Source organism: Streptomyces sp. GMY02, from assembly GCF_019056675.1.
Taxonomy (GTDB): Bacteria; Actinomycetota; Actinomycetes; order Streptomycetales; family Streptomycetaceae; genus Streptomyces; species Streptomyces odonnellii.
Genome location: NZ_CP077658.1, coordinates 1,194,458 through 1,212,059 on the forward strand (window position 1 = coordinate 1,194,458; position 17,602 = coordinate 1,212,059).

11 protein-coding genes and 1 pseudogene are annotated in these 17,602 nt (G+C 69.1%); 6 read left to right on the plus strand and 6 right to left on the minus strand.

From position 1 onward, the window contains the following. Window positions 1-42: 42 nt before the first annotated feature. The 4 genes from KQY30_RS04955 to KQY30_RS04970 all read right to left on the minus strand — a co-directional run bounded on the left by KQY30_RS04955 (window position 43) and on the right by KQY30_RS04970 (window position 6,451). On the minus strand, window positions 43-3,015 hold the full coding sequence (locus tag KQY30_RS04955; protein WP_254406948.1) for an NHLP bacteriocin export ABC transporter permease/ATPase subunit: 2,973 nt from the start codon (window positions 3,013-3,015) through the stop codon (window positions 43-45). A 1-nt stretch (window position 3,016) separates the two neighbouring features. Continuing rightward, window positions 3,017-5,281, minus strand: a complete 2,265-nt coding sequence (locus KQY30_RS04960) for an NHLP family bacteriocin export ABC transporter peptidase/permease/ATPase subunit (protein ID WP_217305738.1) — start codon at window positions 5,279-5,281, stop codon at window positions 3,017-3,019. After that, window positions 5,278-6,084 (minus strand): HlyD family efflux transporter periplasmic adaptor subunit, encoded by an 807-nt coding sequence (locus tag KQY30_RS04965; protein WP_217305739.1) that lies wholly within the window; start codon window positions 6,082-6,084, stop codon window positions 5,278-5,280. Before KQY30_RS04965 ends, KQY30_RS04960 begins: the two co-directional genes overlap by 4 nt. A 145-nt stretch (window positions 6,085-6,229) precedes the next feature. After that, on the minus strand, window positions 6,230-6,451 hold the full coding sequence (locus KQY30_RS04970) for a type A2 lantipeptide (RefSeq protein WP_217305740.1): 222 nt from the start codon (window positions 6,449-6,451) through the stop codon (window positions 6,230-6,232). Between the two features lie 780 nt (window positions 6,452-7,231). On the opposite strand from KQY30_RS04970, the gene KQY30_RS04975 reads away from it, so the two are divergent. Further along, window positions 7,232-8,128, plus strand: coding sequence for a polysaccharide deacetylase family protein (locus KQY30_RS04975; protein ID WP_217305741.1), 897 nt, complete (start codon window positions 7,232-7,234; stop codon window positions 8,126-8,128). Window positions 8,129-8,153: 25 nt separating this feature from the next. Here KQY30_RS04975 and KQY30_RS04980 read toward each other — a convergent pair whose 3' ends face one another. Continuing rightward, window positions 8,154-9,323, minus strand: a complete 1,170-nt coding sequence (locus tag KQY30_RS04980; RefSeq protein WP_367997393.1) for an acyltransferase family protein — start codon at window positions 9,321-9,323, stop codon at window positions 8,154-8,156. 488 nt (window positions 9,324-9,811) lie between these two features. On the opposite strand from KQY30_RS04980, the gene KQY30_RS04985 reads away from it, so the two are divergent. From KQY30_RS04985 to KQY30_RS04995, 3 genes are all read left to right on the plus strand, one after another. Continuing rightward, window positions 9,812-11,176: an MFS transporter gene (locus KQY30_RS04985; RefSeq protein WP_217305743.1), complete on the plus strand. Its 1,365-nt coding sequence runs from the start codon at window positions 9,812-9,814 to the stop codon at window positions 11,174-11,176. 208 nt (window positions 11,177-11,384) lie between these two features. Then, window positions 11,385-12,446 carry a RimK family alpha-L-glutamate ligase gene (locus KQY30_RS04990; RefSeq protein ID WP_217305744.1) on the plus strand — a complete coding sequence of 354 codons (1,062 nt, stop codon included), beginning with the start codon at window positions 11,385-11,387 and terminating at the stop codon, window positions 12,444-12,446. Between the two features lie 2 nt (window positions 12,447-12,448). Next, the gene (locus tag KQY30_RS04995; RefSeq protein ID WP_217305745.1) at window positions 12,449-13,699 is read left to right on the plus strand and encodes a hypothetical protein; all 1,251 of its coding nucleotides are present in this window, start codon (window positions 12,449-12,451) and stop codon (window positions 13,697-13,699) included. Between the two features lie 104 nt (window positions 13,700-13,803). On the opposite strand, the gene KQY30_RS05000 is transcribed toward KQY30_RS04995, so the two are convergent. Further along, entirely contained in the window at window positions 13,804-14,517 is a 714-nt protein-coding gene (locus KQY30_RS05000) for a helix-turn-helix transcriptional regulator (protein WP_217305746.1), read from the minus strand. A gap of 582 nt (window positions 14,518-15,099) precedes the next feature. On the opposite strand from KQY30_RS05000, the pseudogene KQY30_RS05005 reads away from it, so the two are divergent. Both KQY30_RS05005 and KQY30_RS05010 read left to right on the plus strand, forming a co-directional pair. Beyond that, window positions 15,100-15,894 (plus strand): annotated as a pseudogene (locus KQY30_RS05005) (enoyl-CoA hydratase/isomerase family protein); the annotation flags it as partial. Window positions 15,895-16,078: 184 nt separating this feature from the next. After that, the gene (locus KQY30_RS05010; RefSeq protein WP_217305748.1) at window positions 16,079-17,479 is read left to right on the plus strand and encodes a phenylacetate--CoA ligase family protein; all 1,401 of its coding nucleotides are present in this window, start codon (window positions 16,079-16,081) and stop codon (window positions 17,477-17,479) included. Window positions 17,480-17,602 lie beyond the last annotated feature (123 nt).

The window sequence follows — 17,602 nt, forward strand, 5'->3', positions numbered from 1 at the left end:
TCTCGGGGCGCACAAGCCGTCACGGCCGGCCCGTATGCCCCCTCACGTCATCTGCCGTCGCACCAGCTCGTACAGCCGGCCGGCCGGGTCCGCCAGCAAGGTGGCCGGCGGACCCTGCTCGACCACGCGACCGTCCGACATGACGATCACACGGTCCGCGTCCATGACCGTGGTCAGCCGGTGGGCGATGACCAGTCGGCTGGCGCTGAGCTTGCGGGTGCTCTCGACCACGACGCGCTGCGTCTCGTTGTCCAGCGCGCTGGTGGCCTCGTCGAAGAACAGGATGCGCGGCCGGCGGATCAGCGCCTGGGCGATCATCAGCCGCTGCCGCTGGCCTCCCGAAATCGCGCCACCGCCTGCGATCATGGTGTGCAGTCCCATCGGCATTCGCCTGATGTCCTCGGCCAGGCCCGCCATTTCCGCCGCCTCCCACACCTCCTCCTGGGTGAAGGCCTCGGCGCCGCAGATGCAGTCCAGGATCGATCCGGTGAGCGGCTGCGCGTTCTGCAGGACGACCCCGCACTGACGTCGTACGGCGGCCTGGTCGAGGGCCGCGAGGTCCTGGCCGTCGTAGAGAACACTGCCGGACAGTGGTTTGTCGAAGCCGATGAGCAGGCGCAGCAGTGTCGACTTGCCGCATCCGCTCGGGCCGACGACCGCCACGAACTCGCCGGGCCCGACCTCCACCGACACGTCGTCGAGAGCCAGCGGGCCGTCGTCGGTGTAGCGGAAGGAGAGATTCCTGGCCGCTACGGCACCCGACAGCACACCGGGTTGCGCGCTGCCGCCCCGTACCTCCGGCTGCTCGTCCAGGATCGGCCTGACCTGCTCGAACAGGGGCAGTGCCGCAGCGCCGGAGATCAGGGCGCCGGTGATCTGGGTGACCGATGTGAGCAGCATGGTCACCGACGTGCTGAAGGTCAGGAACGCACCCGCCGACATGCTGCCGCGAGCCGGTCCCGCGAGGAGCACGAACATGATGAACGAACACAGCGGCAGATAGACGGCGTCGAGAACGGTAGTCAGGTTCTTGATCCTGCCCGTCCGCTGCTGAAGCTCGCGGGAGCGGGCGAACTCGCGTGCCCACGCGGCGTACGCGAAGCTCTCGGCGGCAGCCACGCGCAGCTTGGGAAGGCCGCGCAGGGTCTGGAACGCCTGGTTGTTGAGCTTGTTGCCGAGTTCGATGAGCCGTCGCTGCCAGCGGAGCTGCCACAGGCCCATCGCGAGGAACACCGCGCCGATGACGATCAGCATCGCGACCGCCGCGAGGGCCAGCGGCACGTTGTAGAAGAGGAGCAGTCCGAGATTCATCACACCGACCGTGCCCGCCTGCACGGCCACCGGGCCGGTGCCGGACAGCACCCGGCGGATCGCGCTGATGCCCATCGCCGCACTGGCCAGCTCCCCGGTGGAGCGCTCGGTGAAGAACTTCGTCGGCAGCCGCAACAGCCGGTCCCAGACGGCGGGTTGCAGCGAGCTCTCGATCCGGCCCTCGATCCGCAGGATGGTGAGATTCTGCAGCAGCATGAACGCGGCGGAGACGACACCGGTGACCATGAGCGCCAGTGACACCTGGACGATGAGGCTGTTCTCGGCGTTCGGTACGTACACACCGAGCACCTGGCCGGTGGCGATGGGTACGAGGCCGCCGAGCCCGACCGTGACCAGCCCGGCGAGGAGCAGATGGCGCATCTCCGTGCGGGTGCCACGCAGGCTGAAACGGAACAACCGCCAGAGCGTCAGGGGCTGTTCGGGGAGCGGACGGTAGAACATCACGGCCCGCGCTTCGAGTTCGGCCGCGTTGGCGGAGCCGATACGCAGCCGCAGCCCCGATGCCGGGTTCACCGCCTCGTACCCGCCCCGGCGCCACAGCAGTGCGACCGGCGCGCCCGACTTGCCCCAATGGCCGACCATGGGACCGGTGTCCGTCCGCCACCATCGCCCATCCAGCCGTACGGCGCGGGTACGGATCCGGGAGGTGACGGCGACGCGCTCGACGAGGGAGACGCGTGCGTCACGCGCTCCGTCGGCGGCACCGGCCGCACCGCCCTTCGGGGGTCCGGACAGGGTGATGCCCGACGCCTCGGCGACCAGACGGCAGACGGCGTACGTCGCGTCGTCATCGCTTCCGTCACCGCCCGCGGCACTCCGTCCGGCCCGCTCCGGCCTGCCGATGGAGGCCAGCAGTGCCTGGTCGGCCCGTGCTCCGGCCGCCTCGCCCGCCTTGATGCCGGCGGCCGTAAGGTCCTCGTGGGCGCGCTCCACCCGTTCGATCCAGCGGTCCACGGCGGACAGCAGCCGGAACTGCCGGTCGACCATCCCCTGCCACATCGTGCCGTCGACGAGCAGATCGCCCGCCGCCTCCGCGCTGTACGAGCCGCCGTAGCGCACACTGCCCTCGGGGACCGGCATCCACAGGACGTCGTCGTCGGCCACGGCCTCGTCGATCGCGGAACGGCCGTCGAGGGGTGCCTCGAAAAGGACACCGAAACCGCGGCCGACACCGAGAGCGAAGGCGTGCTCCAGGGGCGCGTGCGGTCCGTGAGCACCCTCGTACGCGTAAGTACCCGCGTACGTGTGAGGATCCCCGTACGCCTGGCCGTAAGTGTCGTACTGGCCGTGGCCCCCGTGATTCCCGTGCTCGGGCCGGTGCTCGTACTCGTACTCCGGCCGGTGGAGCTCGCGGAGCGGGATCCTGCGCAGCAGGCAGTCCTGCGAGGGTCTGCCGAGCAGTGTGTGCGCGGGCCCCTCGACGGGCCCGAGCAGCAGCGTCCCCGCTTCGAGACGGCCGAGGAAGTGCCAGTGTCCCTGTCCCTTCTCCGCCACGCCCACGGCGAACAGGTCCAGGGCTCCGCCGAGGACGAGCCACAGCATGTGCGGCCCCTCCAGCGGCACACTGCGCAGCCCCGCGCAGTCGACAGGTGCGCCGAGACCGCCCAGCGCGAGGATCACCGGGTCGGCGCCGCCCGGTTCCGGCCCCGCGCCCTGCTGGTCCGTGGGACGTACGGACGACACGTCAGTGCTCCTTGACCAGCTCGGCGTACGGACCTCCGGCGGCGACCAGCTCTTCGTGCCGCCCGCGCTCGACGACCGCGCCATGGTCCAGGACCACGATCTCGTCGCTGTCCCGTACGGTGGACAGCCGGTGCGCGATCACCACACACGCGCATCCGCGCCGCCGCAGATTGTCGATGATGACGCGCTCGGTCTCCGCGTCCAGCGCGCTCGTCACCTCGTCCAGGACCAGCACACTGGGCCGCCTGACCAGCGCCCTGGCGATCTCCAGCCGCTGCCGCTGCCCGCCGGAGAAATTACGTCCGTCCTGCTCGACCCGGCTGTGGATGGAGTCGGGACGCCGGGCGATCACGTCGTACAGCTCGGCGTCCCGCAGGGCGTTGATCACGGCCTCGTCCGGTATCGACGGGTCCCACAGCGCCACGTTGTCGCGGACCGTGCCCTCGAAGAGGAAGACGTCCTGGTCGACGAAGGAGACGGAGGCGGCCAGGGCGCTGCGGGAGATGTCGTCGAGTCGCTGTCCGTCGATCCGGATCGTGCCTTCCCAGGGGCTGTAGAGCCCGGAGATCAGACGGGAGACGGTGGACTTGCCGCTGCCCGACCCGCCGACGAGCGCGACCTGCCGGCCGGGGCCCACCGACAGGGAGAAGCCGGTGAGCAGTGGCTTGTCCAGCGGGCTGTAGCCGAATGTGATGTTCTCAAGCGTCACATGGCCCGTGAGCCTGCGTGTGCTCGCGTCCGGCTGTTCCCGTGAGTACAGTGCGTCGGCCGGGAAACTCTCGACGTCCTTCAGCCGCGCCACATCGGCCGCGAAGTCCTGGACCCGGCCCGCCACACCGTTCAGCCGGGTGATCGGCGCGGTGAAGCGCGTCACCAAGGCCTGGAAGGCGACGAGCAGACCGATCGAGATATGGCCCTCCACGGCCCGCAGCCCGCCGATCCAGAGGATCAGCGCACTGTTGAAGGTCGCGAGCAGCGGCGCGACGACGGCCAGGAACGCGCCGGGCACACCGAGTCGCTGCTGCTCGTCAAGTGTGGTGGCGTGCTGGCCGGCCCAGCGCCGGAAGTAACCGCTCTCGCCACCGGTGGCCTTCATGGTCTCGATCAACTGGAGGCCGGTGTACGAGGTGTTGGTCAGCCGGGCGCTGTCCGCGCGCAGCTTGTGGGTGTGGGTGGCGCGCAGCCGGATCACGACCCGCATGGCGACCACGTTGAGCAGGGCGATCAGCACACCGATGACGGTGAGCTGGGGATCGTACGTCCAGAGCAGCACGGCGTAGAGGATCACCACGACCCCGTCCACGGCCGCGGCGGCGAGATCCCGGGCCAGTGTCTCCGCCACCACGTCGTTGGACTGGAGCCGCTGGACCAGATCGGCGGGGCTGCGCTGCGCGAAGAACGTCACCGGCAGGCGCAGCAGATGGCGCAGGAACCTGGCGCTGCTCAGCGTGGAGGAGATGATGCGGCCCCGCAGCAGATTGGCCTGTTGCAGTCCGGTCAGTACGGCGGTGAGGGCGACCATCGCGGCCATGGAGGCGAACAGCGTTCCGAGCACCGATGACTGACGGCCGATCAGGAACATGTCGATGTACGTACGGCTCAGCGCGGGCACGGCGGCGCCGACCGCGACGAGCAGCAGACTGGCCAACAGCGCTGCCAGCAGTGTGGATCCCGTACCGCGCAGCCTCGCGGGCAGGGCGCTCATGATGCCCGGCTTGCGGCCGCCCGTACGGAAGGCGGCTGTCGGCTCGAAGACCAGTGCCACGCCGGTGAAGCTGGTGTCGAAGTCCTCGGGGGCGACGAAGCGCCGTCCCTTGTCGGGGTCGTTGATGTGTACGCCCTTGCGGCCGAAGCGGCGCCCCGTACCGTCGTAGACGACGTAGTGGTTGAACTCCCAGAACAGGATCGCCGGAGCCTGTACCTCCGCGAGCGCTCCCGGTTCCATCTGCATCCCCTTGGCCCGGAGACCGTAACTGCGCGCGGCCTTCAGGAGGTTGCTCGCGCGCGAGCCGTCCCTGGAGACTCCGCACGCGATGCGCAGCTCTTCCAGCGGTACGTGCCGGCCGTGGTGGGCCAGGACCATCGCGAGCGAGGCGGCGCCGCACTCCAGCGCCTCCATCTGGAGCACGGTGGGGGTACGGACGGGCTTCCGCTTCTTGGCCTTGGCCTGGGGAGAGGCGCGGCGCGCACCGCGCCGGGGGGCCTGCGCGCTCTCGGGGCGGTGCCGGCCGCGTCCGGCCGGTGGCAGTTGCTGCCGCGTGCTCATGGAAGCAGCCAATCGATCGGATGCTGCTCGGCCACATGGACGGAGCCGGTGGCGAGGGTCATGGAGTCGATCGCGTAGGGCGGGCCGCCGGAGGACGACCAGGTGTAGCCCGAGGCGGTGGCGGAGGACCGTTGGAGCCGTACCACGACGGCGATCGGCTGGCCGTCCTTCGAGAACTGCTCGCCGAGCTGGCTGTTGCCGAGGAAACCGCCGATCCGCTGGCGGGTCTGGGGGGTACGGCCCACCGCCTCGACCCGCCCGCGCAGCACCCCGTACTGCTGTGCCGGCACCGACTGGAGGGTGAGATCCACGGCGGCGCCCACCGGAACGGACGCCCCGTTGCCCATGGGCATGTACAGCACCGCGATGAGGGGATCGTCCGCGCGGTCGAAGCGCTCCACGGCTGCCACGTCCGCTCCGGTGGTGACCACGGAGCCGATCGAGGCGACCAGTGTGGTCAGCCGGCCCGCGGCAATGGTGCGCACGACGCTGTTCCCCTGTGCCGTACGGACCTTGAGCAGCGGCGCGTCGGCGGCGACGCGTTGGCCCTCCTCGGCGAGTACGTCGGTGACCTGGCCGGCGACCGGGCTCTGCAGGACATAACTGCCCTGTACGTGGGTGAGGATTCCGGGCGCGTTGACCGTGGACGACACGGTGCCGGTCACGGCCCAGACTCCGGCGGCGATCATCGCCACGACGGTGACGGCGAGCACGAGGCCGCCCCGGGGCCGGGCGTAGCGCACCGGCAGATCGATCTCCTCGGGCGACTGCAACTTGGAAAGGGCCTGCTGACGAAACTGCACGACGCTCTTCCCTCAACACTTTTCCGTCGACGGCCGTCGCTCGACGGCCGTGTGTCCCGGATCCTTGGCGGCGGGTCCGGGACACACTGCATGTGATGCGGTCTCAGAAGTCTGTCTGAATCAGAGGTCCGTCTGAAGGGGAGTCCTAGAGACCGCCGACGGCACCCAGGACACCGGACGTGCTGACGCCGGCGACGGTGTCAACGGTGCCGGCGACCACACCTACGGTGCCGGAGACCGAGATGGGAGCGATGGAGTCGACGGTGCCGACCGCGGTGCCGATCACGCCGCCGAGGAGACCACCGGACACGTTGTCCAGGTCGGCGTCGGAGATTTCCTGGGTGGCGACCTGGGGGGTGTTGTTCATGATGTGGGTGCCCTTCGTGTGCGTAATTCGGAATTGCTGCGGTCTCCCGCAGTGCGATGGATCAAAGCACAAAGCCGAGCGGGGCAGCCAATCCGAGCGCGGGTGACGGCGAGCATTCCGGCGCCCGATGAGGCAGGCGTGCGCACATGTCCATCAAGTGGTGGCAGCTCCTTCACACGACGGGCAGATTGAACATTCGCCGTCCGAAATGTCACTGCCCACGAACACGACATTCCCGCACCCGTGCCCCCGGAGACCGCCCGACGCGGGTGAACCGCCCGGGGAGGGGGCGTGTTGCCTGAGTATTCGGTGTGCAGATTCATCGACCGGCCGTCTATGCGCGTCACATCACGACGCGCCACGTTCGGGGCTGCGCGCTGCGGTGACGTGCAGTGATGTGCGACGTGTGCGGCAATGTACGGCGAAGTACAAGGAAGTACGGTGAGTAATTCGGCATGGTGTCGGGATGCCTGGCGTAGCGATGAATGGGGCCTTTACCGGCATACCTCGGGGTATTGCACGTACTTGGGGGCGCGCCACCCGCGATGCCCCGACCGAGCCACGGTCCGGTCCGTACCACGCGAGGACTGGACCGCCACCGGCCCACGGACCCGGCGCCGCGAAAACTCCCCGTCCGCCCGCCGACCGGAATTCCACCGCCCCGGAAATAGCTTTCGCATCGGACGCCTGATGCCGCGCGAAACAAGGACTGGTTGCAGCGGCGGTCCGAGGCGGTCATATTCCCGTGCAAGACGTCTGGCCGGGCCGCACACTGCGGGTATGGATGAAACCACCGATCCCGTGGCCGTCACGCCTGCAGAGCAGTCGAGTGAGTTGCTCGGGTATCCGCCCGATGCCCGGCTGCTGATCGTCAACTGCGATGACTTCGGGATGTATCCGGCGATCAACGCCGCAGTGATCGAGTCGATCGAGGAGGGCATCGCCAGTTCGTGCAGCCTGATGGTCCCGTGTCCCGCTGCGTCGCAGGCCATGGAACTGCTCGGACGACGGCCGCAGATCCCGTTCGGAATCCACCTCACCCTGGTGTGCGACATGCCCGGCATCCGATGGGGGCCGATGGCCTCCCGGGAACAAGTTCCGTCACTGCTGGACCCCGCAGGCGCACTGTTCCCTCCGACACCCGCCGCACGGGCGGCCCTCCTCGGTCAGGCACGGCTCGATGAGATCGAACTCGAGTTCCGTGCCCAGATCGACGCTGTCGCCCTCGCCGGGCTGACACCGACTCATCTGGACTTCCATTGCCTGGCCGACGGCGGCCGCAACGACATCCTCGATCTGACCGTTGCGCTGGCAGCCGAGTACGGACTCTCGGTCCGGGTCTGGCTGGAACCTGGGCACCAGAGAATGCGTCAACGTGGGCTGCCGGTCACGGACAACGAGTTCCTGGACAGCTTCTCCCTCGACATCGAAGGAAAGGCGGCCCGATACGCTCAGATGCTGCGCGACCTGCCTGCCGGGCTCAACGAATGGGCGGTCCACCCCGGTCTGGGAGATGAGGAGTCGCGGGGCATCGACGATGGCTGGGCCGTGCGCCGGACGGACTACGAGTTCCTGACATCGCCGCAGGCCCGTGACGTTCTCCAGCAGGAAGACATAACCGTGATCGACTACCGGACGATCCAGCAAGTCTGGTCCCGCAACGCCAGTTGCCGATAACCGATCACGCGTCCCCCGTCCCGGGTCATGCCATGTCTGTGGCGTTCCGTTGGCGCGCGAAGGACTTGTCCAGGCCTCTCTTCAGCATTCCTGCCACCGGTCGTTCAACGAAGCGGTGGATCAGCCAGCTCAGGGCCAGGAAGCCGGCGATCAGGGTCAGGACCAGCAGGCGGGCGTCCAGGGTGTCGCGCAGGCGGTTGATCAGTGTCGTACCGGCCGCGTAGTGGATGAGGTAGAAGGGGTACGTCAGCGCGCCGGCGGTGACGAGCCACTTCCCTCGGACGCGGTCGGTCAGGCCGGTCGCGATCGCGACCATGATCAGCAAGAATCCGCTGAAGATCAGCACACTTCCCCGCCAACTGGAGACCCGCTCGACCTCGTCGATGCGGCTCCCCAGCTCCAGTTGGCCCATCAGCCATGCCATGCCGAGGATGCCCCACAGCAGCAGGTCCTGGCCGAACCGGTGCATGAGGTAGAGCGCCAGCCCCGCGATGAAGTACCAGGCGCCGTCCGGGTTCGCGACCAGTACCAGCAAGCGGAAGCCCGACGCCGGTGCGAGCATCGCCGCGACGCCCCACACACAGCAGAACGTCACGACCTTGCGGTACGTCAGGCCCGTGGCGACGACGACCAGGAAGAGCAGGTAGAAACGCAGCTCCGACCAGAGGGTCCAGTACACGCCGTCGACGTTCGGCATGCCCGCACCGGACTGAAGCATGGTGAAGTTGAGCAGGATCTTGCGCATCTGCTGGCGCTCCCACACGCCGGGCAGTGCGACGAGGAAGCCCGTGGTGAGGACGATGGCGAACCAGTACGCCGGGTAGAGCCGGATCACCCGCGAGACGAAGAACTGCCGCGGGGTACGGCCCCAGCACGACATGCAGATCACAAAGCCGCTGATCACAAAGAAGATCTCGACGCCGATCCAGCCGTAGGCGGCGAACCGGAACACCGTGGGCATGATGTCGGACGTCGGCCGGTCCCAGATCGCGTTGCCGGGCTGGTTGACCCGGTAGGTGCCGGCGTAGTGGTGTACGGCCACCATCAGGGCGGCGAGCAGGCGCAGGCCGTCGATGGCGTACAGCCGACGGTCCTTCCGCCCGGGAACCGCGGGCTGCGCCTCCTTCGCCGTGGCGGGCCGCGGCCGGCGCGGGACCACCGCGCGCGGCAGCTCCAGCGTGGGTGTCTCCGGCATCCCGCCCACCCCCCGCATCAGCGTCTGCTCGTCCGCGTCGCGGAACCCGGTGTGCGGACGGCGATCGGTGATGGCCGGTTGTCCACCGCCCGCGCCCTGGGAGCGGCGAGAGCGGTTGGCAGCAGGGCGGCGGACGCTGTCCCGGTGGCCGTCGCGGTACGTGTACGCATATGAGTCCGTATCTGAACCGGGGCTTGACGCAAGTGCACCAAACCCATACGAATCGGGGAGTATCAACGCTCAGAACCTGAGACCCGTGGCGCCGCCCGATGGTTGTAGACCGGACCGGACCGGTCTATTCACGAGCCTTATTCACGAGCCGCGGCGGCTCGGCTTCGACTACCGTGCGGACGACGTCCCGGGATCGACAACGTGCTGTTCTCGTACGGCCGCGAGGCGTTCACGGGGCCGAGCCCGGTCGCGGTCGCCATGGCGCGGCCGTGCAGCCGTACGCCCCGATCCCCGGCCCCAGGACGGAAGACCCATCCATGCTCGCGCGTTCGCTCCGGTCCAACCGGGACTTCTCCGTCTTCTGGGCGGTTCAGGCGCTGTCCGAGGTCGGCAACGCCTTCTCGCTGGTGGCGCTTCCGCTGCTGGTGCTGCACACCACGGGGTCGGCGGCGCAGATGGGGTTGCTGACGGCCGTCGCGGGCGCCGCCTCGCTGCTGACCGGTCTGGTGGGCGGCGCCTGGGCCGACCGCTTCGACCGGCGGCGCCTGTTGATGCTGTGCGACGCGGCCCGGCTGGTGCTGTACGGCGCGATCCCGGTCTGCTGGGCCGTGAGCCCGCAGGTCTGGCTGCTGTATGTGGTCATGGCGCTGGCATCGGTCTTTGAGATGCTGTTCAAGATCACATATGTCACCGCGGTGGCGAACCTCGTCGACAAGGACCAGATCGTCGCGGCGAACAGCCGGCTGGAGGCGACGAACGCGATCGCCTACATCGCGGGCCCGGCCCTGGCCGGTGTGGTGTCCGCGCTCCTGGGGCCGACGGCCGCCGTCGCGATCAACGCGGGCAGTTTCGGGATATCCCTGGTGGGTCTGGTGTTCATCAGGCTCAGGCCCACCACACGGCCGGCGGCCGGCGAGGCCGACAGCAGGGCTACCCGGGCACACGACCTGCGCACCGGCTTCCGTACCGGCGCCGCGTTCCTGTGGCGTACCCCCGTGCTGCGGGCACTCACCGTGCTGCTGACCGTCACCACCTTCCTCAGCCTCGGTATGACCGACGTGTTCATCTACCATCTGCGGCACGGTCTGGGGCAGGACGAACGTACGGTGGGCTACGTCCTCGCGCTGGGCGGGGTCGGCACCTGCGTGGCCGCCGCCGCGACCGCGAGACTCCGCCGCTCCTGGGGGTTCGGCCGCTGCTGGCTCGGCGCGATCAGTCTGTGCTCGGCTTCGGTGCTGGTGCTGGGCGGCACCGGAAACGTGTCCGTGGCGGCCGTGACGATCTGTCTGTACTCCTTCGGCATGGCGCTGGGCGGCATCTGCTCGATGTCCCTGCGGCAACAGATCACGCCGGACCATCTGCTCGGCCGTGTCACCTCCGCGTTCTGGACGATCCACGGCAGCCTGGCGCCCCTCGGGGCGGCTCTGCTGACCGCCCTGGTCGGCCGGTTCGGGACACGTGGACCGCTGACCGGAGTGGCCCTCGGCTTCCTGGCCGTCGTAGTCGCCGCCGCGTTCACCCCCGTACGACAGCGCCACCCGGAGCAGACCGCCGTACAGCCCGCGGCGGAGCAAACGGCCGTACTGCCCGCGCCCGCGCGGCCCGCCGATCCGGCCGCGCCGAAAAGTCCGGCAGCGCCAAGCAAGCAAAGCCACGGGGACGACGCCGAAGCCCGGCGATGACAACCGGCTGTACGGGGTCGTGGTCCACCACGACGAGCAGTACGCCGTCCGCCCCCCTGTCGTATCGGCGCATGGCGCGGATCCGAGGCCTCTGGGACCGTGAGGGGCACGGGAGTTGGTGCGAGAGTGAGGGGCTGCGGTGCCGCGCTCCGGGGTCGGGGCGCGCGGCCGCGCCCGTCCCCGAGGTCTCCCGTAGGAGTATGTGATCGTGCCCACCGAGCGCCTGGTGACCTGGATCTGCCACCCGGACGACTATCTGCCGGAGTACGTGGACAAGATCATCGCCCAGATGACCGAGCGCTGGGCGGAACCCTGCGCCCGGCACGGCTTCACCTTCCGGTTCGTCGTGGCCAACGAACTGGTACCCGCGAGCACGGACCGGCCCCGGCTGTGGCACGACGGGGTGGATCTGCTGGAGACCCGGCAGGCGTACATCGTCGACGACGTCAGCGGTGACCCGCAGGCCACCCACTTCCTGCGGGGGATCTACCGCACGATCGAGGCGAGCGACTCGGTCCTGCTCAACCGGTCGCTGGTCGGGCCCGAATGCCTGGAGCGGGACAAGCTGGCCATTCTGGCGCACGCGACAACACTCGGGATCCGCACGCCCCGTACGGTCGCGCTGCCGTTCGGGCGGTACGCGCGCAAGGGACTGGACGTCGTACGCAAGGAGATCGGCGAGGGCCCGTACATCCTCAAGGCCCGGGAGATGGGCGTCGGTTTCGGGGTGCTGAAGCTGGACGGCTACGAGCAGCTCCGGGCCGCGGTCGACATCGTCTCCCAGACCGGGCAGAGCTATATCGTCCAGGAGTATCTGCCCAACACGGGCGATCTGCGGGTGGCGATGGTCGAGGGGAAGTTCGCCGCGAGCATGCTGCGCAGGCCGGCCGAGGGCGCCTATCTGGCCAATCTCTCCCAGGGCGGCAGCGCGAGCGCCAACCCGGATGTCGCCGCCGTACTGGGCGATGTGGAGCGGATCGTGGCGGATCTACGGGCCGGATATCTCTGTGTCGACTGGCTGCTGACGGAGGACGGTCCGGTCCTCGGCGAGTGGGGCACCGCCATGGCCGAGTTCTCGTCGATGCCCGAACCGGCCAGGTCCCAGCTCGCCGATGCCTTCTTCCCCTGGGTGGAGCGGCTGTTGTACGAGGAGGAGCCCACCGGGACGGGCACGGCCGGAACTTCCGGCGCCCAGGCCTCCGGAGCCGGGACCTCCGGAACCGCGGCCCCCGAAGCCGGCGCGCGCGTCGCGACCGGCGAAGGGCAGTGAGCATGGCGGATACCACGACGGAGGCGGAAACCTCGCGGGCCGCGGCCTCGCACCCGCCCGCCGTCGGAGCCGGCCTGGGTTTCAGCCTGCTGTCCAACCTCGGCCTGGCGATCGTCCTGACGCTGCTTCCGGTCACGGTGCTGCACGGCGACCGGATCGTCCCGTCCGTCTTCTCCTTCGCGCTCTCCGTCCATGTCGGTTCGGCGCTGGCGGGCGCGGTGCTCACGCCGATCGTCTTCGGCCGGGTCCATCCGGGCTGGATCCTGACGATCGCGTCCTCGCTGAAGGCCGCCGGTGTGGCCACCGTCGCGATCAGCACCACGGGCCCGGCCCTGTATCTCTTCGCGGTACTGGCCGGTCTGGGCGTGGGCATCTCACGGCCCGCGGTGCGCTCGCTCCTGATGAGCGCGGCGAGCGAGAACCGCCGCGCCCAGATCTTCCAGATCTTCTTCATCCTGCTCAACGCCGCCTATGTGCTGGCCCCGCTCGCGGCGGGACCGGTCGGCAGGAGCGGCGTCCCCGCGCTGTTCGCCCTGGCCGCCGTCGAATTGTGCGTCGGGCTCACCGTCGGGCTGCTGGCCCGCGGACTGGATTTCGCCCTGCCGCCCCGGGGTTCGGGCGGGATGCGCAGACGGCTGGCGATCCTCCGGAACCCGGCCGCGGCGGTGCTGCTCGGCTATACCTTCGCGATCTACTTCGCGATGGGTTTCCTGTACTCGATGGTGCTGCTGTACGAGGTCGTCAACCCCGAACTGGCCGAGCACCGCACGCTGTTCCTCAGCTATCAGCCGCTGGCCATCATCGCCATCCAGCTCGCGCTGCTGCCGTTCTTCGCCAAGCTGGGGCGCGGCGCGCTCTATCCGGCCGTCGCGGTGGCCGGAGGCACAGGGCTGGTGCTGTCGTTCACCACCAGTCTGCCGCTGGTCCTGGCGGGGCTGACGCTGTTCGCGATCGCGGAGTCCCTGGCCTTTCCGAAGATCCAGGTGGAGGCGGCCGACACCGTGCCCCAGGGGCAGCTCACCGATGTCTTCGCCCTGGTCAGTGTGGTCACGGCGGTCGGTGAGATCGTCGGCAACATGGCGGCGGGACTCGCGGTCAGCACCTCGCTGTCCTGGCTCCCCACGCCCGCGCGCTCGGGCATGGGGGTCGGTCTGCTGGCCGGGGTGGTGCTGCTCGTCGGCGGGATCGCCCTCGTACGGTCGATCACCCCGGCCGCGAGTACGGCCGCGGCCCAGGAGCCGCAGAAGTCATGACGCCGCCTCAGCGGCCGGCGACCGGCGACCGGCGACCGGCAGGCCGACGATCAACGGGCCGACGATCAACGGGCCGGCGTCCGGCGGCCGACGGCGAACGGCCGTCAGCGCGGCTCGTCTATGATCCGGGCGAGGAGATATCCCGCGTGCATACGGTTACGGGCTCCGATCCGCGACATGATCTCGGATATGTGGCGCTGGCAGGTCCGTAGCGACATGCCCATCCGGCGGGCGATCACCTTGTCCTCAAGGCCCTCGACCAGCAGCCGCGAAATGGCGAGCTGGATTTCCACGGACGTTCCTTTGACCTGACCCCGGTCATAGGAGACAGGAAAGGGACGGGCCGCCGGCCAGGCTCGTTCAAAAGCGTGCACAACGAAACCCACAATGCTCAGTTCACCGACGACCACCGCTCCGTCCTGGTTGCCGTGCAACGGCAGGACCGCGATTTCCCGGTCGAAAATGATCATTCGCATCAGGGCGTCGCTCAGCATACGCACATCGACCCCGAGCGGCGTCACATGCTTCACATAGTCGACGGTGGCCTTACTGAACTGAGCGGTGTGCTGATAAATCGTGCGCATGGAGATCCCGCGGCGCAGCACCGATTCCGTGCGCTCCAGCGCCTCGTGCAGTACATCGGCCGGTCGCGCGCCGCCCGGCTGCGAGGTGAGGATTTCCTGTCTCGCTCCGGCGGAGAGCTCGGTGAGCGCCTTCCGCACGTCCGCGAGCTCCGGCAGCACCTCTATCTGCGGACGGCTCCGCCGCTCGGCGGGGCTCCGTTCATAAATCCTGGTGAGCGTGTCCAGCTCCGTCATCAGCCGGACGATCCGCCGCTGACGGTCCTCCAACTGCCGTACGGCGGGGGCGATGAGCCAGGCTCCGGCTATCCGCGGCGACAACGGCGCATAGGTTCCGTCGTCGGCCGGCCGGAGCAGACGTAACTCCGTGAGCCGCTCCGTGAGCCGTGCCGCCTCGGTCTCCGTGGTATCCAGAGCCCCGGCGAGACCCGCCAAGGATGCATTCCCGGAACCGCAAACATATTCGTACGCCTCGGTGATCCTGTCGTCGCCAGGAAACGGGGAGGTGTCGGTCGGCGGCAGTGGCTCCATGATCTCGCTACCTCACATCCAAAGAATCCGAATTATTGATATTTGAGCGGTTGAATCTACTTTCCACCCGACGCATCCCCGCCTGGCGGCGATGCGACATGGCGCCGGTCTGGAGACACCCCGCGACGCATGGCACATTGACGTTGCGTAGGCATTGATGGGTTCAGGGGGGAAGCAAGTCGTGCAGCGCGTGACCGATCATTTTGTTGATTCCGCTGTTCCCGCTCGTTTCAGGTGGGCAGGAATTCCCGGACGGGACTGGCATTCCGACGATCTGGGCTGGGGCTGATGTCCGGGCTCCGCTACGGAGAGTACATCCTCGTTCACCGGCTCGACAGCGGCCGAGTGGCGGAGCTGGTACTGGACCGTCCCGACCGGATGAACGCCGTCTCCGCCGAGTTGGGGGCCGCCCTGGCCGCGGCCACCGCGGATCTCGCGGACGACCCGTCCGTCGGTGTCACCGTGATCACCTCCAGCGCCGAACGCGCCTTCTGTGTGGGCGCCGACCTCAAGGAACGCCGGGGTTACAGCGAGGCGGACCGTACCGCCGCCCGCCCCGGCAGCCGCGCGGTCTACGCGGGTGTACTGGCGCTTCCGATGCCGGTCATCGCCGCGGTCGCCGGCTACGCCCTGGGCGGCGGCTACGAGATCGCGCTCTCCTGCGATGTGATCGTGGCCGACCCCGGTGCGACCGTGGGGCTGCCCGAGACCACCGTCGGGGTCATCCCGGGCGGTGGCGGCACCCAGTTGCTGCCCCGGCGGGTGGGCGCGGCCAGGGCGGCGCATCTTGTCTTCAGCGGACGCCGGGTGCCCGCCGCCGAGGCGTACGAACTGGGCCTGGTGGACTTTCTGGCACCGGCAGGAGAGGCCCGTGCCATGGCACTCGACCTCGCCCGCTCGTACGCCGCCAACTCACCCGTGGCGCTGCGGGCGGCCAAGCGCGCCCTCCGGCTGGGCCAGGGCAAGGACCTCGCGGCGGGCCTGGAAGTCGAGGACGCCGCCTGGCACACGGTCGCGCTCTCGGCCGACTGGGCCGAGGGCGTCGCGGCCTTCAACGACAAACGGACACCCGACTGGCCGGGCTACCGGGACCGTACCGAACACCGCTCCGCAGCAGACCACTCGGCAACAGACCGCTCGACCACTCATCGCTCCACCCCGGACCGCTCCACGGCCGAGCACTCGGCCGTCGACCGGTCCACAGCGGACAGCCGCCTCTGACCTCGCGGCTGTCTTTCGGGAACACTCACTGCACGGGGGAAACGTGTTGCGGGAGACCACTCCATCACCGAGATTCCACGACAGCGCTTCGCGTGACCTGACGTCGGGCGGGCCGTCCGCGATCGAACTGGCCGAGAACCTCGACACGCTGTCACGCGCCCAGCTCGAAGACATACAGCAGCGCAATCTCGCGGCGACCGTCAACGCCCTGCGGCAGAATCCCGACGTGGCCGCGAGCTGGCCGGGCGCGCTCGATCTCCGGGTGGCGCGCGATCTGCTCAAGCTGCCGCTGTTCTCCCCCGCCGATCTCCAGGAGACCTGTCCGCCCGCCTCGGAGAATCTGGTCCTCGGCGATGCCTCGGCCGGGCTCGTCCTGCGCTCCAGCGGGACCTCGGGACTCCGCAAGATGATCTACCACTCCTGGGAGTTCAGCCGACGCGTGTCGTATCTCGGTTCCCGGGGCGTACGGAGCGCTCTCAAGCCGCGACCACGGCGTGTCGCCAACTTCCTCTACCCCGGCGAACTGAACGGCGCGTTCGGCTTCGCGCAGGAAGTCACCGAGCTGCTGCCCGCCATGGCCTTCCCCATGGGGAGCAGCGCCCTCGCCTCCCCGGAGACGCCCGAGGTGCTGCGCGACCACCAGGTCGACACCGTCATCTGCTCGCCCTCGGCGGGCACCCAGCTCCTGACGGGCGACGACACCCGTGAACTCCTGGCGGGCGTCGTCACCAACTTCCTGTACATCGGAGAGATCCTGGGGGAGAGCCGGGAGCGTCGGCTCGCCGCCGCACGACCCGATCTGACGGTGCGTTCGTTCTCGTACTCCACCAGCGAGACGGGCCCCATCGGCTATCAGTGCGCCTATCAGCGCGGTTCGACCCACCATCTCCACGAGGACGTGCTCGTGGTCGAGGTCATCGACACCGAGGCCGAGCGCACCCAGCCCGACGGACGTGTCGGCGAGGTCGTCGTCACGACGCTGACCGACTCCGGGATGCCGCTGCTGCGCTACCAGATCGGTGACGAGGGCTATATCGAGACCGAGCCCTGTCTGTGCGGCAGCGCCGCCAGGCAGTTGACCCTCACCGGTCGCGTCGGACAGTCCATGAACGTGGACAGTACGACCATCTCGCGCGACCTGGTGATGGAACGGCTCGGGACCCTGGGCATCACCGACCCGGCCGACTGCCAGTTCCAGGTGGTCCAGCACGGTCCGGACGGTCCGCGCGGTCCCGGCTTCTCGATCCGGCTGCTGCTCTCCGACCGTACGCCGACGGGAGTCACGGCCGAGGACGCCATCGCCGCTCTGTACGGCGCGTACCACATGGGGAGGGTCTTCACCGCGCCCTCCTACCGCGGTCTGACGCTGGAGCGGGTCGACGGCTCGGCGTTCCATCACACCCCACGGGGCAAGACACCGTTCTTCGTGGAGCGGCCCGCGCACTGACCGGCCGACGGGCGCGCCGGCGGCCAATCGCCGTACCGCCGGGTGCCGTGCGGCCACCGGCCACGACCGTGCGGCGCGGGCGGGGCGACGCGGACCCGAAGGCGTCCTGCCCCTGCCCCTGTC